At 49.3% G+C, this 22,774-nt stretch carries 18 protein-coding genes; all 18 read left to right on the forward strand.

The window, feature by feature from the left end; genetic code table 11:
• The first annotated feature begins 1 nt into the window (after position 1).
• Entirely contained in the window at positions 2 to 1,114 is a 1,113-nt protein-coding gene (gene hisC / locus PSH81_RS07965; protein WP_192298687.1) for a histidinol-phosphate transaminase, read from the forward strand.
• A gap of 28 nt (positions 1,115 to 1,142) precedes the next feature.
• Positions 1,143 to 3,353, forward strand: a complete 2,211-nt coding sequence (locus PSH81_RS07970; RefSeq protein WP_305392756.1) for a bifunctional prephenate dehydrogenase/3-phosphoshikimate 1-carboxyvinyltransferase — start codon at positions 1,143 to 1,145, stop codon at positions 3,351 to 3,353.
• Complete coding sequence (gene cmk, locus PSH81_RS07975; protein WP_192298688.1) at positions 3,350 to 4,039, forward strand: (d)CMP kinase; 690 nt, start codon at positions 3,350 to 3,352, stop codon at positions 4,037 to 4,039. The genes PSH81_RS07970 and cmk overlap by 4 nt, the downstream gene beginning before the upstream one ends.
• 120 nt (positions 4,040 to 4,159) lie before the next feature.
• Positions 4,160 to 5,848 carry a 30S ribosomal protein S1 gene (gene rpsA / locus PSH81_RS07980; RefSeq protein WP_192298689.1) on the forward strand — a complete coding sequence of 563 codons (1,689 nt, stop codon included), beginning with the start codon at positions 4,160 to 4,162 and terminating at the stop codon, positions 5,846 to 5,848.
• Between the two features lie 316 nt (positions 5,849 to 6,164).
• Positions 6,165 to 6,827, forward strand: a complete 663-nt coding sequence (locus tag PSH81_RS07985; RefSeq protein WP_226455359.1) for an acetyltransferase — start codon at positions 6,165 to 6,167, stop codon at positions 6,825 to 6,827.
• Between the two features lie 234 nt (positions 6,828 to 7,061).
• Complete coding sequence (gene ihfB, locus PSH81_RS07990) at positions 7,062 to 7,358, forward strand: integration host factor subunit beta (protein WP_192298691.1); 297 nt, start codon at positions 7,062 to 7,064, stop codon at positions 7,356 to 7,358.
• 530 nt (positions 7,359 to 7,888) lie between these two features.
• On the forward strand, positions 7,889 to 9,169 hold the full coding sequence (locus PSH81_RS08000) for a GNVR domain-containing protein (protein WP_192298692.1): 1,281 nt from the start codon (positions 7,889 to 7,891) through the stop codon (positions 9,167 to 9,169).
• 1,160 nt (positions 9,170 to 10,329) lie between these two features.
• The gene (gene tviB / locus PSH81_RS08005) at positions 10,330 to 11,607 is read left to right on the forward strand and encodes a Vi polysaccharide biosynthesis UDP-N-acetylglucosamine C-6 dehydrogenase TviB (protein ID WP_305392285.1); all 1,278 of its coding nucleotides are present in this window, start codon (positions 10,330 to 10,332) and stop codon (positions 11,605 to 11,607) included.
• Positions 11,608 to 11,664: 57 nt separating this feature from the next.
• On the forward strand, positions 11,665 to 12,690 hold the full coding sequence (locus PSH81_RS08010; protein WP_305392286.1) for an NAD-dependent epimerase/dehydratase family protein: 1,026 nt from the start codon (positions 11,665 to 11,667) through the stop codon (positions 12,688 to 12,690).
• 47 nt (positions 12,691 to 12,737) lie between these two features.
• Entirely contained in the window at positions 12,738 to 13,142 is a 405-nt protein-coding gene (locus PSH81_RS08015) for an FdtA/QdtA family cupin domain-containing protein (RefSeq protein WP_226455363.1), read from the forward strand.
• Positions 13,143 to 13,234: 92 nt separating this feature from the next.
• Complete coding sequence (locus tag PSH81_RS08020; protein WP_305392287.1) at positions 13,235 to 14,365, forward strand: DegT/DnrJ/EryC1/StrS aminotransferase family protein; 1,131 nt, start codon at positions 13,235 to 13,237, stop codon at positions 14,363 to 14,365.
• On the forward strand, positions 14,362 to 15,624 hold the full coding sequence (locus PSH81_RS08025) for an O-antigen translocase (RefSeq protein WP_305392288.1): 1,263 nt from the start codon (positions 14,362 to 14,364) through the stop codon (positions 15,622 to 15,624). The genes PSH81_RS08020 and PSH81_RS08025 overlap by 4 nt, the downstream gene beginning before the upstream one ends.
• 7 nt (positions 15,625 to 15,631) lie before the next feature.
• Positions 15,632 to 16,546, forward strand: coding sequence for a glycosyltransferase family A protein (locus PSH81_RS08030; protein ID WP_305392289.1), 915 nt, complete (start codon positions 15,632 to 15,634; stop codon positions 16,544 to 16,546).
• Positions 16,547 to 16,674: 128 nt separating this feature from the next.
• Positions 16,675 to 17,703 carry an oligosaccharide repeat unit polymerase gene (locus PSH81_RS08035; protein ID WP_305392290.1) on the forward strand — a complete coding sequence of 343 codons (1,029 nt, stop codon included), beginning with the start codon at positions 16,675 to 16,677 and terminating at the stop codon, positions 17,701 to 17,703.
• Between the two features lie 76 nt (positions 17,704 to 17,779).
• On the forward strand, positions 17,780 to 18,865 hold the full coding sequence (locus tag PSH81_RS08040) for a glycosyltransferase family 4 protein (RefSeq protein ID WP_305392291.1): 1,086 nt from the start codon (positions 17,780 to 17,782) through the stop codon (positions 18,863 to 18,865).
• A gap of 105 nt (positions 18,866 to 18,970) precedes the next feature.
• On the forward strand, positions 18,971 to 20,923 hold the full coding sequence (gene asnB / locus PSH81_RS08045; RefSeq protein WP_305392757.1) for an asparagine synthase (glutamine-hydrolyzing): 1,953 nt from the start codon (positions 18,971 to 18,973) through the stop codon (positions 20,921 to 20,923).
• Position 20,924: 1 nt separating this feature from the next.
• Positions 20,925 to 22,052, forward strand: a complete 1,128-nt coding sequence (locus PSH81_RS08050) for a glycosyltransferase family 4 protein (RefSeq protein WP_226455369.1) — start codon at positions 20,925 to 20,927, stop codon at positions 22,050 to 22,052.
• 96 nt (positions 22,053 to 22,148) lie between these two features.
• A complete protein-coding gene (locus tag PSH81_RS08055; protein WP_226455370.1) occupies positions 22,149 to 22,742 on the forward strand; it encodes a sugar transferase in 594 nt (197 codons plus the stop codon).
• The last annotated feature ends 32 nt before the right edge of the window (positions 22,743 to 22,774 follow it).

Below are 22,774 nucleotides of genomic sequence, written 5' to 3' on the forward strand. Positions count from 1 at the left end.
CATGAGTGGCAACTTTCTCGCCCTGGCGCAGCCGGGCGTGCAGCAACTGTCGCCTTACGTTCCGGGCAAGCCTGTGGACGAGTTGGCGCGTGAGTTGAACCTGGACCCGGCAAAGATCGTCAAGCTGGCCAGCAACGAGAACCCGCTGGGCCCGAGCCCCAAGGTGTTGGCGGCGATTCGTGAAGAGTTGGCCGAGCTGACCCGTTATCCCGATGGCAACGGTTTTGCCCTCAAGTCGCTGTTGGCAGAGAAGTGCCGGGTCGAGCTGAACCAGGTGACTCTGGGCAACGGTTCCAACGACATCCTTGAGCTGGTCGGCCGTGCTTACCTGGCGCCGGGCCTCAATGCGGTGTTCAGCGAGCATGCGTTCGCCGTCTACCCTATCGTTACCCAGGCGGTTGGTGCGGATGCGCGGGTGATTCCTGCGAAGGACTGGGGCCACGATCTGCCAGCGATGCTGGCGGCCATCGATGCACAGACCCGCGTGGTGTTTATCGCCAACCCGAACAACCCGACCGGGACCTGGTTCGATGCGCAGGCGTTGGACGATTTCCTGCAGGACGTACCGGAGCATGTGCTCGTCGTGCTGGACGAAGCCTACATCGAGTACGCCGAAGGCAGTGACCTGCCGGACGGCCTGGACTTCCTTGCGGCCTACCCGAACCTGCTGGTATCGCGCACGTTCTCCAAGGCCTATGGCCTGGCGTCGCTGCGAGTCGGTTACGGCCTGTCCACCGCAGTCGTCGCCGATGTGCTGAACCGTGTTCGCCAGCCGTTCAACGTCAACAGCTTCGCCCTGGCGGCAGCTTGTGCGGCGGTGAAGGATACCGAGTACCTGGAAGAAGGTCGTCGTATCAACCAAAGCGGCATGCTGCAATTGCAGGAAGGCTTCCGTGAGTTGGGCCTGGGCTGGATTCCGTCCAAGGGCAACTTCATCTGTGTCGACCTCGGCCAGGTGGCGGCCCCGGTGTTCCAGGGGCTGCTGCGCGAGGGTGTGATCGTGCGCCCGGTGGCCAATTACGGCATGCCGAACCACTTGCGTATCACCATTGGTTTGCCGGCTGAAAATGCCCGCTTCCTGGAGGCGCTGGCCAAGGTTCTGGCTCGTGGTTGATGTCACTGCATTGCAACCTGTCGTGCCTATGATCGGTCGCCTGGTGGTGGTCGGCCTGGGTTTGATCGGCGGCTCCTTTGCCAAGGGCCTGCGTGAAAGTGGGCTGTGTGGCGAAGTGGTCGGTGTGGACCTGGACCCGCAGTCGCGCAAGTTGGCGGTTGAGTTGGGGGTGGTGGATCGCTGTGAGGCGGACCTGGCGCTCGCGTGCCATGGCGCTGATGTGATCCAGCTTGCCGTGCCGATCCTGGCGATGGAGAAGTTGCTGGCTCTGCTGGCGGGGATGGATCTGGGGCAGGCGATTCTGACGGATGTCGGCAGCGCCAAGGGCAATGTGGTGCGCGCGGCGCAACTGGCCTTTGGCGGCATGCCTGCGCGGTTCGTGCCTGGGCATCCGATTGCCGGTTCCGAGCAGAGTGGGGTGGAGGCGTCCAATGCGCAGCTGTTCCGCCGCCATAAAGTGATCCTGACGCCATTGGCGCAAACCGATCCGGCTGCGCTGGCCGTAGTGGATGGTCTGTGGCGCGCGTTGGGGGCGGATGTCGAGCATATGCAGGTCGAGCGTCATGACGAAGTGCTCGCGGCGACCAGCCACTTGCCGCATCTGTTGGCATTTGGCTTGGTGGATTCCCTGGCCAAGCGCAACGAAAACCTCGAGATTTTCCGTTACGCCGCCGGTGGCTTTCGCGACTTTACGCGGATTGCCGGCAGCGACCCGGTGATGTGGCACGACATCTTCCTCGCCAACCGCGAAGCGGTGTTGCGCACGCTGGATACCTTCCGCAGTGATCTCGACGCCCTGCGGGACGCGGTCGATGCAGGGGATGGTCATCAGTTGCTGGGCGTATTCACCCGTGCGCGGGTGGCACGTGAGCACTTCGGCAAGATTCTGGAGCGCCGGGCTTACGTCGAAACCGCTGTGAGCACCGATGAGCTGACCTTCGTCGCCAACCCGGGTGGGCGCTTGAGCGGGCGTATTCGCATGCCGGGTGACAAGTCGATCTCTCATCGCTCGATCATGCTGGGCTCGTTGGCAGATGGCGTGACCGAGGTTGAAGGTTTCCTCGAAGGTGAAGACGCCCTGGCGACCTTGCAGGCGTTTCGCGATATGGGCGTGGTGATCGAGGGGCCGCACCATGGGCGCGTGACAATTCACGGCGTGGGCTTGCATGGCTTGAAGCCTGCGCCGGGGCCGATCTACCTGGGGAATTCCGGTACGTCCATGCGCTTGCTGTCCGGCTTGTTGACCGCGCAGCGTTTCGACAGCGTGTTGACGGGGGATGCGTCACTGTCCAGGCGCCCGATGAGCCGCGTGGCAGAGCCGCTGCGAAAAATGGGCGCGGTGATCGAGACTGGGCCTGAGGGGCGTCCGCCGTTGACCATTCGTGGCGGGCAGGTGTTGAAGGGCTTGAGTTACGCGCTGCCGATGGCCAGTGCCCAGGTCAAGTCCTGCCTGTTGCTGGCTGGGCTGTATGCCGAAGGCAAGACCGCAGTGACCGAGCCTGCGCCGACCCGCGACCATACTGAGCGCATGTTGCGAGGTTTTGGCTACCCGGTGGTGGTGGAGGGTGCTACGGCGTCGGTTGAATCCGGGCGTGCGCTGGTCGCTACCCGTATTGAAGTGCCAGGGGATATTTCCTCTTCGGCGTTTTTCCTGGTGGCCGCCACGATTGCCGAGGGTTCCGAGCTGGTGCTGGAACATGTCGGTATCAATCCGACGCGCACTGGGGTAATCGACATCCTGCGGCTGATGGGGGCGGACATCACCCTGGAAAATCCCCGTGAAGTGGGTGGCGAGCCTGTCGCTGATCTGCGTGTGCGCGCAGCTGTGCTGAAGGGTATCGACATTCCCCAGGCGCTGGTGCCGTTGGCGATCGATGAGTTTCCAGTACTGTTTGTCGCGGCGGCCTGCGCTGAGGGGCGAACGGTGTTGTGTGGGGCTGAAGAGCTGCGCGTGAAAGAGTCCGATCGTATCCAGGTGATGGCCGATGGTCTGCGGGTGCTGGGGGTCAAGTGTGAACCGACCTCAGATGGGATTATTATTGACGGTGGGTTGCTGGGTGGTGGTGAAGTCCATGCCCATGGCGATCACCGGATTGCAATGGCGTTCAGCGTGGCCTCCCTACGGGCGGCAGCGCCGATTCGTATTCGTGACTGTGCCAATGTTGCTACGTCTTTTCCGAACTTTCTTACACTGTGTGCCCAAGTCGGCATCCGTGTTGCCCAAGAGGCTCAATTGTGAATATCAAAGCACCGGTGATTACCATCGACGGGCCAAGCGGCTCGGGCAAAGGCACAATCGCCGGCATCCTGGCCAAGCGCCTGGGCTGGTGCCTGCTGGATTCCGGCGCGCTTTACCGCCTGCTGGCATTTGCTGCGCGCAACCATGGCGTCGATCTGACCAACGAAGAATCCTTGAAACTGCTGGCGGCGCATCTTGATGTGCAGTTCGTCGGGGCGACGGAAGGTCATCCGCAGCGCATCATTCTGGAAGGGGATGATGTGACCGATGATTTGCGCAACGAGCAAGTCGGCTCGTGGGCCTCCCAGATCGCCGCGCTGCCGGCCGTGCGTGATGCGTTGCTGCAGCGCCAGCGGGCATTTCAAGAGCCGCCGGGCCTGGTTGCCGATGGTCGTGACATGGGGACGGTGGTGTTTCCCGAGGCGCCCCTGAAGATTTTCCTGACCGCCAGCGCCGAGGAGCGGGCTCGCCGGCGCTACTTGCAGTTGAAGGGCAAAGTCGATGGTGTTAGTCTGTCGAGTCTGCTAGATGAGATCCGTGCACGCGATGAGCGTGACACCCAGCGTGCGGTAGCCCCGCTCAAGCCGGCGGCTGACGCCATACAGCTGGATTCCACGGAGTTGTCCATCGAGCAGGTGCTGGAACGCATCTTGAGTGAAATCGCCATTCGCGATATTGCCGGGTGATCAAGAAGGCCGCGGGGGACCAGTCATAGTCCTGCGGTGGCTTCTTTTAACTGAAATTGACCCACACCGTCTGGGGTGTGGAGATGGGCGTATTCTTCGCCCTTATCAACAGGAATTAAAATGAGCGAAAGCTTTGCGGAACTCTTTGAAGAAAGCCTAAAAACCCTGAACCTTCAGGCTGGCTCCATCATCACCGGTGTTATCGTTGATATCGATTACCAAGCTCGCTGGGTAACCGTTCACGCTGGTCTGAAGTCTGAAGCTCTGATCCCGCTGGAACAGTTCTACAACGATGCTGGTGACCTGACTATCAATGTCGGTGACGAAGTTCACGTTGCTCTGGACTCGGTTGAAGACGGTTTCGGTGAAACCAAGCTGTCCCGTGAAAAAGCCAAGCGCGCTGAATGCTGGATTGTTCTCGAAGCAGCCTTCGCAGCTGAAGAAGTGGTCAAGGGCGTTATCAACGGTAAGGTTAAAGGCGGCTTCACTGTCGACGTTAACGGCATCCGTGCGTTCCTGCCAGGTTCTTTGGTCGACGTTCGTCCAGTGCGCGACACCACGCACCTGGAAGGCAAGGAACTCGAATTCAAGGTCATCAAGCTCGATCAGAAGCGCAACAACGTTGTCGTTTCCCGTCGCAGCGTCCTGGAAGCAGAGAACTCCGCCGAGCGTGAAGCTCTGCTGGAATCCCTGCAGGAAGGCCAACAAGTCAAAGGTATCGTCAAGAACCTCACCGATTACGGCGCATTCGTCGATCTGGGTGGCGTCGATGGCCTGCTGCACATTACCGACATGGCTTGGAAGCGCATCAAGCATCCATCTGAAATCGTCAACGTTGGCGACGAGATCGATGTGAAGGTTCTGAAATACGATCGCGAACGCAACCGTGTTTCCCTGGGCCTGAAGCAACTGGGTGAAGATCCATGGGTTGCTATCAAAGCCCGTTACCCAGAAAGCACTCGCGTAACCGCGCGTGTTACCAACCTGACCGACTACGGCTGCTTCGCTGAGCTGGAAGAAGGCGTTGAAGGCCTGGTACACGTTTCCGAAATGGACTGGACCAACAAGAACATCCACCCTTCGAAAGTCGTACAAGTCGGCGACGAAGTGGAAGTTATGGTTCTGGACATCGACGAAGAGCGTCGTCGTATCTCCCTGGGCATCAAGCAGTGCAAATCTAACCCATGGGAAGATTTCTCTGGCCAGTTCAACAAGGGCGATAAAATCTCCGGCACCATCAAGTCGATCACCGATTTCGGTATCTTCATTGGTCTGGACGGCGGCATCGACGGCCTGGTTCACCTGTCCGACATCTCCTGGAACGAAGTTGGCGAAGAAGCTGTTCGTCGTTTCAAGAAGGGCGACGAGCTGGACACCGTTATCCTGTCGGTTGACCCAGAGCGCGAGCGTATCTCCCTGGGTATCAAGCAGCTGGAAAGCGACCCGTTCTCTGAATACGTTCAGGACAACGACAAAGGCGCAATCGTTAAAGGCATCGTGAAGGAAGTTGACGCTAAAGGCGCCATCATCACTCTGGCCGACGATATCGAAGCAACTCTGAAAGCCTCCGAAATCAGCCGTGACCGCGTTGAAGACGCGCGCAACGTTCTGAAAGAAGGCCAGGAAGTAGAAGCCAAGATCATCAGCGTTGATCGCAAGAGCCGTGTAATCCAGCTCTCCATCAAGTCGAAAGACGATGCTGAAGAGAAAGAAGCAATCCAGAGCCTGAAATCGGCTCCGGAAGGCGAAGCAGCAGCTGACACCACTATGGCTGCTCTGTTGCGTCAAGCAATGGCTAAGCAGAACTAAGTTCTGTAAGGCTTTAGAAAAAGGGCGACTTCGGTCGCCCTTTTTTGTGCCTGAAATTCGTTGGATCGCCAAATCAGAATAAATGTATTCTAGCTATGATGCTCATTTAGTAATGAGCGTACTTGAAAGTTGCGGAAACGTTAAGCTTTTGGAAGCTGGTCGAGGTTGAGTGTATAGAAGCGCGCAAAATAATTAGCTGATAGTTATTGTGATAAGTACTTTCAATAAGTAGTGGTGATATTGTCTGGTGGTATTGAATCGAATCGCGAGGCTGTCGTAGCACTCCCTCGGTAGTCGGTCAGTTTAGGAGTTGAGTATGGAAAAGATTGTAATTTTGGGGTCGTCCGGTCACGCCAAAGTCATTATCGATATTGTCGAAAAACAGGCGCGCTATGCAATTCTTGGCTTCGTAGACGATTTTAGAGCGCCCGGTGCTGAAACGCTTGGCTACCAGGTTCTTGGGTGTGAATCGGACCTCCCGACGCTCGTCGCACAGCACAGTATCAAGGGAATAGTTATTGCTATAGGAGATAATGCCGTAAGGGAGGATGTGGCAACTAGAGTTGCAGGATTGTGCCCTAGCTTAATGTTTGTCAATGCCATACATCCCAGCGCAATTATTGGGCGTGATGTTTCTATAGGCGTGGGTACGGTAATAATGGCGGGAGGGATTGTAAATCCGAGCTGCGAAATAGGTAATTTTTGTATTGTTAATACAAAAGCATCTTTGGATCACGATTCTACAATGCAGGATTTTTCCAGTCTGGCACCCGGTGTCAGCACGGGGGGCGGCTGCCGGGTGGGTAGGCTCGCAGCTGTGGGGATCGGCGCAAGCTTACGTCATGGTATTAGCATAGGCGAATGCGCAGTCGTTGGTGGCCAATCGATGGTGTTGGAGGATGTACCTCCTTACACCGTTGCATACGGTTCGCCGGCAAAAACTATCAGGTCCAGAGGGCGAGGCGAAAAGTACTTGTGAGGCGAGTTGTGCCTGAGTTCGACGTAACTGATTGCCTCCATATATTTCTTGGGGTAATCAGGCAGGGGTGAGCTTGGGTGCCTTGGAGTGAGGGTAGAAATTTTCCAGTAGCGGTGCTGCGCGATTTTTTGTCGGTATGCCAACTGAAGTCGGAGGACGGGCTTTTCAAAAGCATCAAGTCGTGCTAAAACCTTTGGAGCGCTGATCTAGCTGCTTGAAAAAGAAGGGAAAAATATGACGAAGTCGGAGTTGATCGAACGAATTGTCACCCATCAAGGGCTACTTTCATCCAAGGATGTAGAGCTGGCTATCAAGACTATGCTTGAACAAATGTCGCAATGCTTGGCTACTGGTGACCGTATTGAAATTCGAGGTTTTGGTAGCTTTTCACTTCATTATCGGGCACCTCGTGTGGGTCGTAACCCAAAAACCGGGCAATCTGTTAGCCTGGACGGGAAGTTTGTGCCTCACTTCAAGCCGGGCAAAGAGCTGCGGGATCGCGTGAATGAAGATGAAGACGAGGGTCTCTGAGTGAGTCTGCTGCCGAGGAGGTCGTCGGGTGCATTTGCACGCGTTTTCAAGGTTCTGATTGTATTGTCGCTCGTGCTGGCAGTGGCGACGTTTGTCTTGGAGAACCAGCAAAGCGTTACATTGTCATTTCTGGGGTGGCGTACGCCTGGCTTGGCGGTTTCTGCCTTCATGATCCTCTTTCTAATCGTGGGAATGATCGTCGGGCCAGCGATTGCTGTGGTTCTGAAGGCGAGTCGTCGCCGAGATTGAAGTTGTCGCTGGGGCTGAGCACAGAGCGACCCCATTCGCTGGGCGAGGTGGTTGATTCTGCTACAGGACTATTGAGCAATTCGCTTGAAGGAATTCTCCTACAGCCTTGTCAAGACTTGTATTGTTGTCGTTAGATGTCAAAATGCTAATTGTTCTCGAGAACAGGCTTTTTGTGGGCTTTAACAGCTAGGTGGGAGTTATAGCCGAGATGACACGCTAAAGAGCTACAAAATGCCTGCATAACGAGCCCGCAGTTTCATTCTTGAAGGCAGGTTTTTGTTGTGAGTAGTAGCTTTCGCACCCCGCAGATTTCCCCGGCTGAAGACATTCAATTTGCAGCATTTTTCCGATCCATATGGCGGCAAAAGAAGCTGATTTTGCTGGTTTCAGCGCTCTCGACTGCGATAGCGGTTCTATACGCTTTTGTAGCCACTCCCGAGTTTCAGGTTACGAGTGTTCTCCGACCTTCAGCAATTAATGAACTGGACGCTTTGAATCGTTCAGAAATCTATAAACTCCCACCTTCTGAGGCTTTGAATAAAGTTGGTGCGGCCCTTGAATCTTACGATATTCGTTTAGGTTTTTTTCGTGCTAACCCGAATTTATTCAAGAATTTTGTGCAGCCCGGTCGAACGCTAGAGCAAAGTTTCGAAGAGTTTAATCGTAACTCGATCAAGCTAATATTGCCAGATACTAAGAAAGCAGATTCGTTGAGTGCCTATATTAAACTTGAGATGACTTATCCGAAGGATATAGACGGTGTAGCGATATTGAATGGCCTCATTGATTATGCAATCTCAAATGAGCGTGAACAAATCGGTTCTGATCTTGAAGTTATCGTCAAAAATAGGATGGCAGAGCTAAACGGAAAGTTGGATGCAGCTCGCGCCAATTATGAGACAGAGAAACAAGCCAAAATTGCTTTGCTTGTAGAGTCTGACCTCGTAAAGCGTGCTCAATTGCAGGACGAGCTCAGTGCGCTTAGAGTCCAGTTAAAAACCAACCGTATGGAAAGAGTGGCGCAGTTGAACGAAGCTATTGTGATCGCAAAATCACTTGGCATCCGAAAGCCTGCAACGCCATCTTCTTTTGGTGATGCCATTCATGATAGTTCCACCAATATCATGCGTACAGAAATCAATAATCAACAAATACCTCTTTATTTTATGGGGGTTGAGGCTTTGGAGGCAGAGCGCACTGCGTTATTGCAGCGTAAGTCAGATGATTTCTCGGAAAAAAGAGTCTCGCTTATCGCTAAGGAGCTTCAACTGCTGCAGTCAAATCGGCAGATAGATGTTTTGAATCAGCGGAAAAATGAGGAGCTATTCTTGAGCGGAGTAGCCCCTATGCGCGCAGAAGCTGTTCGCTTGCAGAATTTAAATATCGATATGTCCAGAATCAAACTGGTCACTATCGATAAGCAAGCAATAGAACCCCTAAGCCCCATAAAACCCAAAAAAGCACTAATAATTGTCCTAGGGCTTATGTTGGGCTTAATATTTGGTGTTGTCTTTGCAGCACTGCGCGAATTTCTTTTTCTCAGAAAGCGACAGTCAAGCTAAGTCATGTTGATGCTCTGAATACCTGAGGGGGATGCGATAGCAGCCTTGTCAGGTCTTTTGAAGTCGGTAGCGTAGAAGGTGTGGCTATTGGCTATATGCCATCATTCATCATTGTGGCTGACCTGGTCACCGTTCACCACTATTTCCGAAGCGGTGCCGTTGGTTGAATTGAGTTTGCAGCACTGGATCATTCGCTTAATATCACAGGTCTAGGTCGGCGGGTGAGTGGCCGGCCGTTTTTTGGATATGTTTTGGTGATGCACCGGTTCGGGTCTGCATCCCTGTCAGAAAAATCCTCATATCGATAGCTGATGCAATAACCTCATAGGAAATTGATGTTAGTTAATGATTTATTGGAATGAACGGTTAAGGGTCGTGTCCAATAGCCATCATGCTGTCAGTACGAATCATTGGAATTGGGTTAAGCGCAGGCCTGAGGGGAGCGAACTTGCCGATGAAAACCTTCGGGGCAAGTGAAATATCTGGGTTGTGCCTGCGTTTGGAGCGAAATGCTTACTGGATGGATCGCCAGTAAATGGCTTTTGTCGGGGGGGGGGCTCTTGATTTGCCTCCTCGTTGACCTGCATAGGGTTCACTAAAATGTATGCAAGGGGTTGAGCTGGCAGTTGCTTTTACTCCTTCTCCTTGGGCGGCGGGCTTGTGCGTGATTCGAAATTTCAACGACCGAGGTCGCTTTAGAGATTCTTCTACATACGCTATGGTTAAGGAAATGCTCATATTGGATAGCACAACAGCTTATCGTGATTCCATTTTCATGACGTCAGATGGATGGCGCCGGGTGGTTTTGCTAATCAATGTGTTGAATTGGTCAGAGTTTTTTTCTGTCGGCAACGAGCTCGCATGCCCATACCGCGGAGGTAGGGGAGCCCTCGTTACTCAGCGCCGCATCGAGGGCTTAAATCCCGGGGCGGTAGCGTGTTGAAATTTGGGTTTGTGTACGGCACGGCATCAATGTTTTGGGATCTGTTGTGGTGTTTGAATGCTCTAAAGTGGTCCCAATCATGTGAGCATTCAATGTCAGAAAAATCCTTTAATCGATGATCAGAGAGATTTTCTAATTGAGTTGCTCATATTGAAGAGATTTTTCAACGAAAAAAACATAGAGCGATTATTTTAAACATTTATCACGGAATAAATACATGCTGTCACTTGAAGATATAAAGCTCGCTGTTGTTGGCTTGGGGTACGTCGGTTTGCCATTGGCTGTTGAGTTTGGAAAGCATCGTTCGGTTATTGGCTTTGATATAAATCAAGCTCGAATTGATGCTCTGAATGAAGGGCGTGATGGCACATTAGAAGTAAATGACGACGAGTTAAAAGCAGCAAAGCATTTAAGCTTCAGTGCTAAGTCAGATGTACTGAAAGGATGTAATGTTTTTATTGTCACCGTGCCAACTCCGATTGATCAGTATAATCAGCCAGATCTAACGCCATTGATTAAGGCATCAGAAACAATTGGACGAGTGCTTAAACAGGGGGATTTGGTTATTTATGAATCAACTGTTTATCCAGGCGCGACCGAAGAAGACTGCGTTCCGGTGCTAGAGAAATACTCAGGGTTGAAATTTAACGTCGACTTCTTCGCCGGTTACAGTCCAGAGCGCATCAATCCTGGCGATAAGGAACATCGCGTAACGACTATTAAAAAAGTCACATCAGGTTCTACTCCGGAAGTGGCGGATATAGTAGATGCTTTATATCGACAAATTATTACCGCAGGAACTCATAAGGCAAGCAGCATAAAAGTTGCCGAAGCTGCCAAAGTGATTGAAAATACGCAGCGTGACCTTAATATTGCACTTATTAACGAGTTGGCTATTATTTTCAACAAGATGGGGATAGATACTGAAGCTGTCCTAGAGGCTGCTGGAACGAAGTGGAATTTTTTACCCTTCCGTCCAGGTCTGGTAGGCGGACATTGTATTGGCGTTGATCCTTACTATTTGACTCATAAAGCTCAGTCGATAGGCTATCACCCAGAAATTATTCTGGCTGGGCGCCGTCTGAATGACGGTATGGGTGCATATGTAGTTTCGCAATTAGTAAAGGCTATGCTTAAAAAGCGTATTCACGTTGATGGAGCAAAAGTGCTCATCATGGGCTTGACTTTCAAGGAGAATTGCCCCGATCTTCGCAATACTCGAATAGTGGATATTGTGCGTGAATTAGGTGAGTACAACATTGAAGTGGATGTGTATGACCCATGGGTAAATCCGTCAGAGGCTCAGCATGAATATTCCATTAGTCCAATAGCGGTTCCGGTGACTGATAGTTATGATGCAATAGTACTAGCAGTAGCGCACAACGAGTTTCGAGCAATGGGCGCAGAACGTATTCGCTCTTTAGGAAAGGCGAAACATATTCTATACGACTTGAAATATCTTTTAGATCGAGCCCAATCCGATATACGCTTGTAATCAAGCAAGGAAGGCTTGACTTACTAGGGTCGGTATAAAATTTTAGGAGCGCAACCAATGACTCGTTATGAAAATGTACTGGAATCACTTATCCGTGCGCCGAAGACCTGGCTCATTACTGGTGTCGCGGGCTTTATAGGTTCAAATCTTCTTGAAACGTTGCTTAAGCTCAATCAGCACGTTATTGGGCTGGATAACTTCTCTACGGGTCATCATCGAAATCTAAAAGAAGTCCAACGGTCTGTAAGTGATGAGCAATGGATGCGTTTGAAGTTTATTGAAGGCGATATTAGAGATTTAAATTGTTGCCGTGAAGCATGTCACGCTGTCGATTATGTGCTTCATCAAGCCGCATTAGGTTCGGTTCCAAGATCTCTGAACGACCCCATCAGCACTAATCAGACCAATATTGACGGTTTCCTTAACATGCTGCTTGCTGCGCGTGATGCAGGTGTCAGTAGCTTCACCTATGCTGCAAGCAGTTCGACTTATGGTGATCATCCCGGGTTACCAAAAGTAGAGGACGTTATCGGAAATCCGCTATCCCCTTATGCTGTTACAAAATACGTGAACGAGTTGTACGCCGATGTGTTTGCACGCTGCTATAACTTTAATAGTATAGGTCTTCGTTACTTTAATGTGTTTGGCAAACGGCAAGATCCTGATGGTGCCTATGCGGCAGTTATTCCAAAGTGGGCCGCATCCATGATCAAGGATGAAATTATATTCATCAATGGAGATGGAGAGACAAGCAGGGATTTTTGTTTTATCGAGAATACTATTCAGGCAAATATACTCGCGGCAACTACCGAAGATCATGACGCGAGAAATCAGATTTATAACGTTGCTGTCGGTGGTCGTACAACGCTCAATAGTTTGTTTGTTGCGATGAAAAATGAATTGAATTTGAATGGAGTGGTTTATACAAAAGATCCGGTATATCGGGAGTTTCGTGATGGTGATGTCAGGCACTCGCAAGCAGACATCAGTAAAATAAAAACTAAGCTGGGGTATGCCCCTACTTACTCTATAGACGGAGGAGTGGAGAAGGCGATGCCTTGGTATGTTAAGTTTTTAAACTAATGACTTCATGATTCACTGATATATATGGCTGTGATGGGAGGGGCGTGATGAGTCTTGTAAAATGGATAGATTTTCAAACGTTAGGTGATGAACGAGGCAGTCTTGTTTCTATTGAGCAAGGTAAGATCGTTCCTTTCGAAATAAAGCGGGTTTATTATATTTATCGGACCGCTGAGGGCGTCAGTCGCGGTTTTCATGCTCACCGAAGCCTAAAACAAGTTGCAATATGCTTGGTGGGCAAATGCCGCATGGTTTTAGATAATGGCATCACACGTGAAGATGTCTGGCTCGATTGCGCGACAAAGGGAATACTCATCGAAGGTGGGGTGTGGCGCGAAATGCACGATTTTAGTGAGCAGTGCGTACTTTTGGTTCTGGCGAGTGCAGCCTACGACGAAGCAGACTATATTCGAGATTATGATGAGTTTTTGGAAGGTGCTTGTAAAAAATAACATATAATTTTTTATACGTATTTTATATTAAAGGCTTGTTCGGTGGTTGACAGTCGTGCAAGTTTCTTCAGGAAATTAATTGGATTATTCAAATGGTAGGCTTTCTCGATTTAAAAGGTATTAATTCTGCATATCGCGACGAGTTGATAAATGCGTGCACTCGAGTGATCGACTCTGGATGGTATATTTCTGGAGCGGAAGTCAGTGCATTTGAGTCCGAGTTTTCTAATTATTGTGGTGTAGAGCATTGTGTCGGCGTTGCGAACGGCTTGGACGCGTTGACGCTGACTATAAGAGCATGGAAAGTGATGGGGCGCTTGAAGGATGGTGACGAAGTTATCGTGCCTGCGAACACTTACATTGCTAGTATTTTATCGATCACTGAGAATAATTTAGTTCCTGTTTTGGTTGAGCCCGATCCCGAAACATTTAATATGTGCCCCAAAAATGTGGAGCAGGCTCTAACTAGTCGCACAAAGTTGATACTTCCGGTTCATTTGTATGGCCGTATTTGTGACATGGGCGCTGTAATGGCGATAGCAAAAAAACATAATCTTTTAGTACTGGAAGACTCCGCGCAATCTCATGGCGCGAGTGTCGATGGTAAAAAAGCTGGAAGTTGGGGAGATGCTTCAGCCTTCAGCTTTTATCCCGGAAAAAATCTTGGCGCGTTAGGTGATGCGGGCGCGGTAACTACCGATGATGAAGACCTAGCAGAGACGATCCGTGCCTTAGGGAATTATGGGTCAAAAGTAAAATACAACAACCTATTCAAAGGCGTTAATAGCCGCCTGGATGAATTGCAAGCAGCAATGCTGCGCGTGAAGCTTAGGTATTTGGATCGTGATACCAATAATCGTCGAAGCGTAGCGGCTGCTTATATAGCAGGGATAAAGAATGAATTACTGCAGTTGCCTTTTTCGGACGCGGTTGATGTTGAAAATTACTCGGGGCACGTTTGGCATTTGTTCGTTATTCGTTGCAAGGATCGGAAGGCCTTTCAAGAGCATTTGCGCTCCAACAATGTAGAGACATTGATACACTATCCTATCCCTCCTCATAAGCAACAAGCCTATGCAGAATGGTCCGACCTAAACTTTGAGGTTACTGAGGATATTCATGCTGAGGTTATTAGTTTGCCAATCTCGCCAAACATGGGTATGGACGATATTAAGTTAGTTATCCTTGCGTGTAATAGCTATATTGGCGCTACGATAGAATGACGTTTCTCAAAACTAGCTTGCTCAACGGAATAGCAGTTGCGGTTCGTATGCTCACATTGTTGGGTATCAATAAGATTCTTGCGATTTACGTCGGGCCGGTTGGGTATGCGGCCCTCGGACAATTCCAAAACGCGGTGCAAATGATTACCGCGTTTGCAAGTGGTGCGATTAATGCTGGTGTGACTAAGTACACTGCTGAGCATTTCGAGGATGAGGTTAAACAGCATACAGTGTGGAGGACTGCGGGAAGTATTTCTTTGCTGAGTTCGGTCATTACTGGTGTTGCTGTTGTCGTATTTAATAAAGAATTGGCGCTGTTTTTCTTAAATGATCGTGCTCTCGGTAGTGTCTTTGTTTGGTTCGCGATAACATTGGTACTATTCGTTTTGAATGCTTTGTTGCTTGCCGTTTTAAATGGTAAGAAGGAGATAGGTCGCTACGTCATATCGAATATAGCCGGAAGCTTGTTCGCGTTAGCAGTGACCAGTTGCATGGCAATTGCCTGGGGATTATATGGCGCTCTGGTAGCGTTGGCTGTTTATCAGTCGTTGAGTTTTTTTGTTACGTTGTGGCTTTCCTATCGCGCGCCTTGGTTTAAGTTTAAATACTTTCTAGGTCGAATTGACTCGGGGGTTGCGCGTGATTTGGCTAAGTATACGGCGATGTCATTGACCTCGGTAGCATGTGTTCCTCTTAGCCAAATTCTGGTTCGCAATCACATTGGGCAAAGTTTCGGTTGGGAGGCTGCAGGTTATTGGGAGGCGCTGACCAGATTAAGTGCGGCTTATTTGATGCTGATTACCACGACCCTGAGTGTATATTATTTGCCGCGGTTCTCAGAGCTTAAGAATTCCGATCAGATTCGTGCCGAGATAATCAAGGGCTATAAGATAATTTTACCTGTGGCTGCAGCAGGAGCGTTAATCATATACTTACTTCGCGAGCTAATTGTAAGTCTATTATTCACCCCTGAGTTCTTGCCCATGATCGATTTGTTTGCTTGGCAAATGCTGGGCGATGTATTAAAAATCGGCAGTTGGGTCCTGGCCTATTTAATGCTGGGTAAAGCAATGTTTAAGCTCTTTATGATTACGGAAGTTGTTTTTTCGTGCTCTTTTGTGCTGCTGTCCTGGGTTTTTACTCATCAGTTTGACCTGCAGGGCGTGACGATCGCTTATGCGCTTAACTATGCTGCTTATTGGGTTGTGATGGGGGTTTGTATGTCCCATAAACTTAAGTCATTAAATAAATTAGATTGAGCTTGTAATGATTACTCTTTTGATTCCTTCTTACAATCATGAAAATTATATAGTTGACTGTTTGGACGCGGCTAGATCAGTAGATATTCCTGGGCGGAAGATATTGGTTGTTGATGATGGGTCCACAGACGGAACTGTGGGTGTAGTTAAAGAGTATATGGAGCGTTTGAATGATCACTCAATTGAGCTTGTCTGTAAGAAAAATTCTGGACTTGTATCGTCGTTGAACCTAGGGCTTGATGCAGCGGTTACAGAGTTTTTCTACTTGGTTGCATCTGACGATTTACCTAATGCCGAGGGTATTAGTAAAAGCGTCAGAGAATTAATCAATAATCCAGATGCAAAATTTATCGTGGGTGGTGGATATGCATTTTATGATGATGCGCCGGAAAAAAAAATTCCCGTCTATGGGCGCGCTCAGGATGTATTTTTCAGGTTGCCACCTGAGTCTATCGCGCGCAGTTTATTTTTGAATTACCCTTCTCCATTGCTTTTGCAATCGACAGTTTTTAGGACCGAGGCTTTAAGAGCGATTGGTGGATGGGATTCGAACTTGGTGCTGGATGACTATCCGACGTTTGTAAAAATGTTATTGAAATATCCTCTACTGAACACTGACTTCTTTTTCGCTCCTGAGTTTTGCGTGGTTGGATATCGGCAGCATAGTTCTAATAGTTATAAAAATATAAGAAGACAATATTCTATGGTTTCGGCTGTTATTGCATCTTTAGCACCGGAGTCAATAAAGGTCAAGGCGATTTCTCGTGTACTTGCTTCCTATATATTGTCCGCAATTAAAGTTCGAGATTTTAGCGCAATACGTGCGATGCTTGCTGCTTCAAAACCGAAATATGTTCTGAGTGCACTACCTGCTATGATTGAGCTGCTATGTCGCAAGATTTGCGCTAGATTTATTGCGTAAAGGTTCAATAGTGGTATGTTGGTTTCGTCAAAGTATTTGCGTTTCTCTAGACGGTGGCTTAAGTGGGAAAATATTTTAAGAACGCATTAGTGTCCCCTGTCTTCATTTTATTGTTCATAACGACGTTGATGTTTGCCGCAAATATTTTTGCATTAGAGCAAGAGTGGGAGTGGGGGCATAGTGTATATTTGTTGGGCGTGCTTTCGTTTGTTGTGCTTTATTTTTTAGTTTATGCGTTCTTGTTGTTGACGAATTTTATAACGCCCAAGAAGGAGGTCTCTGTACCTTATTTGTTTGTTATACAGCTCTACTGGGTTTTGTCTTTTGTTGGCCTTGTTCTTTGCCTTTATAAGATTATTGTCGTCGGGATGAGTGGGCAGTACGATAGTGTTTTGTTGGCACTGCGAATTGCAAATACATGGGAGCATCAGCCTTCCTACGGTGCGCAGCACTTCGCGTTGTTTTCTTTGGCGTTGGCACTTTACTATGCGCAGAGGAAAAGGGCGTTTCCTTGCATTATTGCCGCTTCGATTTACTTGGTCTCTGCATTTAGCATGGCCGAAAGAACAAGTATGCTTTTTTTGTTTGTTGCGATCGGGTATACGGCGATTAACGAGGGGTGGGTCAAGCTCAAGGGGCTACTCGTTTCATTTGCCCTGCTGGTCGCATTGTTTATTATCGTTGCTATTGGTACTGGGAAAACCGGCGGGGACAATAGCTATGATTTTTTATTAAAGTACTTTTCCTATGCGGTGACGGCGTTTTCGGTATGGACTGAGGGGAGGGAGTATTTAGGTTGCGCTGATCTTGTGTTTGGTAAGTTAATTGACATTATCTCGCTCGGCTTGTATTCGTGCGCACCGCTCGATCTTGGGCTTACTGACCGTGATTTCAACGTTCTTACCTACGCGGCGTCTCCGTATCTAGCTGGAGGAACTCCAGCAGTCATAGTCAGTATGGCATTTCTCGGTGGCGTTTTTGCTCTGCTACGAGTGTTGGCGATGAAGCGGAAAGGTTATTACCTGGCTTTGCTGAGTTGTTACATGTATGCGTTGATTATGATGTTTTACGCCTGGCAGTTCTCGTTAACCACGTATTTGTATTTGGCGTTAATATTTATTCCGCTGTTTGCTGGTCGTTTCATTGGGCGGAATTAGTGCTATTGATTGTGGTGGGCAATGGTTGGTTGTGCCTTTCAAAGTTTGCTTGTGATGGTTTGGAGTTTTGGTTGATATGAAGGTTTTGTTGTTGTCAAAATACTCTCGTATGGGCGCCAGTACCCGACTTAGAGCGCTACAGTATTTGCCTTACTTGGAAAGTGATGGCGTCCAGGTAAAAGTTCAAACTCTTTTTGATGACCAATATTTAGAGTCCCTTTATCAGGGGCGAGGCCGCTCCCATTGGCTGACGCTCAAGCGGTATATAGCGCGTTTTTTGGTTCTTTTCCAAGTGGGAAAATATGATGTAATTTGGATCGAGAAGGAAATATTTCCTTTCTTGCCCGCCACAGTGGAGCGGTTGCTAAAAGTTTTGGGTATTCCGTACGTTGTTGACTACGATGATGCTATTTTTCATAACTATGATTTGTCAAAAAACGTTTTTGTTAGAGCGCTGTTAGGCTCGAAAATTGATGTTGTAATGCGATACGCGCATTGTGTAGTCGCTGGAAATAATTATCTGGCCCAAAGGGCGGCTAATGCTGGTGCGTCAAGCATTGAAGTTGTTCCTACCGTTGTTGACTATTTAAGATATTCTGGGGAAGCGTCGCAACGAAATAGGAAACTTACGATTGGATGGATTGGGTCGCCCTCAACCGAAAAATACGTTGTCCAGATTCGTGATGCGCTCAGGGAAGCGTGTGAGACGTACGACGCTCGCCTGGTACTCATGGGGGCGGGGGCAGGAGTTCTTAGCGAATTCGAAGGTGTCGATATAGAGCTTCATCCTTGGAGCGAGGATGCTGAAACGGGCTTTATTCAGCTATTGGATATTGGAATAATGCCTCTCGTTGATGGAGACTGGGAAAAAGGGAAATGTGGATATAAACTCATTCAATACATGGCTTGCGGTGTGCCAGTCATTGCTTCGCCGGTTGGTGTAAACGTCGACATCGTCGAGGGGAATCAGTGCGGTATGTTGGCGGTGGATCTTTCTGATTGGCGAGATTGTTTGGGCAAGCTGTTGAGTGACGAAAAACTGCGGTCCAGTTATGGGCGGAACGGGCGTCATGCTGTCGAGCAAACTTTTTCCTTACAGATTCAAGCTCCTCGGATTAGAGATATACTTGGACGTGCGGGAGAAAGCCTCGACCATGCATAACAGCGTTGGCCGGCTCTGGTGTTGTTTGTGCTCATGTTCATTTGATTTTTTAAGATCTGTGTGCGTTTTTTTCGTCCAAGTGCTCAAATTCAGGATTCGTTAACAATGTGTGGAATAAGTGGTCTTTTTGACCTTTCTAAGCCCGCTCAGCTTTACGATTGCATTTCAAAAATGAACGACGCCATAGCTTATCGTGGACCTGATGACGCGGGCGTTTGGATTGATGACTGCGGTCTTGCACTTGGGCATCGACGTTTGGCGATAGTTGATCTCACGAGTGCTGGCCACCAGCCCATGCACTCAGCAGATCAACGATACGTCCTGACGTTCAATGGCGAAATTTATAATCATAACCAGCTCCGTAGTCAGCTAGCTGATGAAGGTGCCTCTGTGGCGTGGAGCGGGCATTCAGATACTGAGGTTTTGCTTGAATGCCTAGTTCGATGGGGGGTTGAAAAAGCCCTAAAGGCGTCGGTGGGGATGTTTGCGTTTGCACTTTGGGACAGGCATGAGCAAATACTGACGCTCGCACGGGACCGTATGGGTGAAAAGCCACTTTATTGGGGCTGGCAAGGAGATGTTCTTTTATTTGGATCCGAGTTGAGTGCCATAAAAGCATATCCAGGATTCAAGGCAGAAGTTGACCGTAATTCCTTGGCGCTTATGTTGCGCTACAGCTGTATTCCTGCCCCCTACAGCATTTTCAAAAATATCAACAAGCTTCGTCCTGGTCATTATATCACGCTGAATTTGGGTAACCCGAGTGCAGCTAAAGATGCTCGTCCTCATGCATATTGGTCTGTAAATAGTGTCGTAGAAGCAGGGCTCGCGAACCCCTTTCCAGGTTCCGAAGTTGAGGCTACGGATGCATTGGAAAGCACACTTCTACATAGTATCGGTCAACAGATGCTTGCTGATGTACCTCTCGGTGCGTTCCTGAGTGGTGGTGTCGACAGTAGTGTGGTTGTTGCATTGATGCAGGCCCAAAGTACACGTGCGGTTCGCACGTTTACTATCGGTTTCGATGAGGCTGCATATGATGAAGCCATATATGCTAAAGCAGTAGCGAAGCATCTGGGCACAGAGCATTCCGAACTTTATGTTCGTCCTCAAGATGCACTTCGAGTTATTCCTGGATTGGCGTCGATTTATTCTGAGCCTTTCAGTGATAGCTCCCAAATTCCAACTTTTCTTGTTAGTCAAATGGCCCGACAAGACGTGACTGTAGTTCTTAGTGGCGATGGTGGCGATGAGTTATTTGGTGGTTATAATCGTTATTTGACCGCGCGTAAAGTTTGGCAGCGCATGCACCGTTTGCCTGGGTTTGCGCGTAGTGGCGCTTCCCAAATCTTGCGTTCTCTTTCTCCTGCTAGCTGGGATCGCCTATTTGCATTAACTAAACCTCTGTTACCAGAGCGGATGCATTTGGCAACCCCAGGAGATAAGGCTCACAAGCTCGCATCGGTACTTGGGCTTACCAGTGGTGAAGCGTTTTATCATCAACTGAATAGTCACTGGGACGATCCTGCCAGTGTGGTTATTGGTGCGTGTGAACCTCAAACGCTTTTTACAAATAAAAATGAATGGCCTGCCGCCGATAGCTTTGAGCATTGGATGATGGCAATGGATGCACAGATTTATATGCCTGATGACATCCTCGTCAAGGTGGACCGCGCGTCTATGGCTGTGAGCCTTGAATCTCGGGTGCCGATGCTTGATCATCGAGTGGTTGAGCTGGCCTGGCGGATGCCGTTGGAATACAAGATACGTGGCGGTCAAGGCAAATGGTTGTTACGAGAGGTGCTGTACCGTCACGTTCCTAAAGATCTTATCGAGCGCCCGAAGCAAGGTTTCGGCATCCCGCTGGACAGTTGGTTGAGAGGACCTTTACGAGAGTGGGCTGAGGAGCTCTTGGATGAATCGCGGCTCCGTCGAGAAGGTTATCTTCACCCAGAGCCGATTCGCCGTAAGTGGGCGGAGCACTTGAGTGGGCGGAAAAATTGGCAACATCATTTGTGGGACATTTTGATGTTTCAGGCGTGGTTGGCGGAACAATGATATGAAAATTCTTGTGATTGCTAGCTACGCGGACTCATTGATTAATTTTCGGGGACCTTTGTTGGACGCTTTGCTTGCGAGAGGTCTCTCGGTGAGTGTTGCTGCTCCAGGGTTACCCGCTGGAAGTGCCGTTAGAGCAGATCTGGAAAGTAAAGGTATAACAGTATACGAAATACCTTTGCAGCGTGTGGGAACGAACCCGTTCGCAGATCTCATGGCGTTTATCTCGCTTTGTAAGCTAATGGTGCGCGTCAATCCAGAAGCCGTCCTGGCTTACACAGTGAAACCAGTAATCTATGGCTTGCTGGCCGCGCGCCTGATGAGAGTTCGCCGTCGTTTTGCGCTTATTACCGGCTTAGGTTACGCGTTTCAACACGCGACTAATCCGGGGAGTGGTGGACGCGGATTGCTCCAGTCGCTGGTGCAGCATTTGTATGCATTGGCGCTGCGACCTGCTACGAGGGTTTTCTTTCAGAACCCTGATGATGAGGCGCTTTTCAAGGAGATGCGATTAATCGCTTCCGAGACACCGTCTACGGTGGTAAACGGCTCAGGTGTCGATCTTAGCAATTTTGGTGTCGTACCACTCCCCGGATCGGTCAGTTTTCTTTTAATCGCCCGACTTCTTGGCGATAAAGGGGTACGCGAGTTCGTTGCGGCCGCCCGGGCCGTTAAGGCCAAGCATGAGGGCGTTGTATTCAAGATTGTAGGATGGATCGACGAAAATCCCGACAAGATTTCACCTGACGAATTAGACGCCTGGATTGCTGACGGTACAGTTCAGTTTCTTGGGCGTCTGAAAGATGTCCGCCCCGCAATTTCTGATTCAAGCGTGTATGTTCTACCCTCTTATCGTGAGGGAACTCCTCGTACAGTACTTGAAGCGATGGCCATGGGCAGGCCTATTATTACCACCGATGCACCAGGCTGCAGAGAGACTGTTATTGACGGCGAAAATGGGTTCTTGATACCAGTAAAGGACGTCAGTGAACTCACTGCGGCGATGTTGCGTTTCGTCGAGTGCCCCGAGCTCATCCAGACGATGGGCAAGCAGTCCCGGCATTTGTGCGAGATTAAGTATGACGTGAAAAAGGTCAACGAAGTTATGTTGGATGGAATGGGTATTTAGTGCTTGTAAATCATAGGATGTGGCTTGGAACCTATGGTTTTCGTGTTTTTGTTAGCTCAGGGTTGAAGCCAGCCTTATTTCTCTACTGGGTAGATTATGCTTAAGCGTTCATTTGATATTTTTGCATCTGTATGCGGTCTTTTTTTATTTGCTCCAGTCATGATTGTCGTGGCTTGGTTCGTCAGGAAGAAGCTTGGGTCGCCGGTGCTGTTTAAGCAGGTCAGACCGGGGCTGAATGGCAAACCCTTTACGTTGGTCAAATTTCGTACTATGCGTGATGATTGCGATCAAGATGGAGTTCCGCTGGCCGATTCTGATCGCCTGACTAGGTTCGGTCGCTTCTTGCGCTCCACCAGCCTTGATGAATTGCCTAGCCTTCTGAACGTACTCAAGGGGGACATGAGTATCGTCGGCCCTAGGCCGTTATTGATGGAATATTTGCCTTTGTATAGTGCTGAGCAGTATCGGCGCCACGATGTAAGACCTGGCATCACTGGCTGGGCTCAGGTAAATGGACGTAACTCCCTTAGCTGGGAAGAAAAATTTAAACTCGATATTTGGTATGTTGAAAGAAGATCGCTCTGGATGGATCTTAAGATAATTATGATGACTGTTAAGAAGGTTTTCGTCAGAGAGGGTATTAGTGCTGACGGCGTAGCAACAATGAATAAGTTTACAGGCACTAAGTGAAAAAGGACTGATGCACCTGGGCGCTGTAAATT

Origin of the sequence: Pseudomonas sp. FP2335, from assembly GCF_030687535.1 — a bacterium.
Classification (GTDB): domain Bacteria; phylum Pseudomonadota; class Gammaproteobacteria; order Pseudomonadales; family Pseudomonadaceae; genus Aquipseudomonas.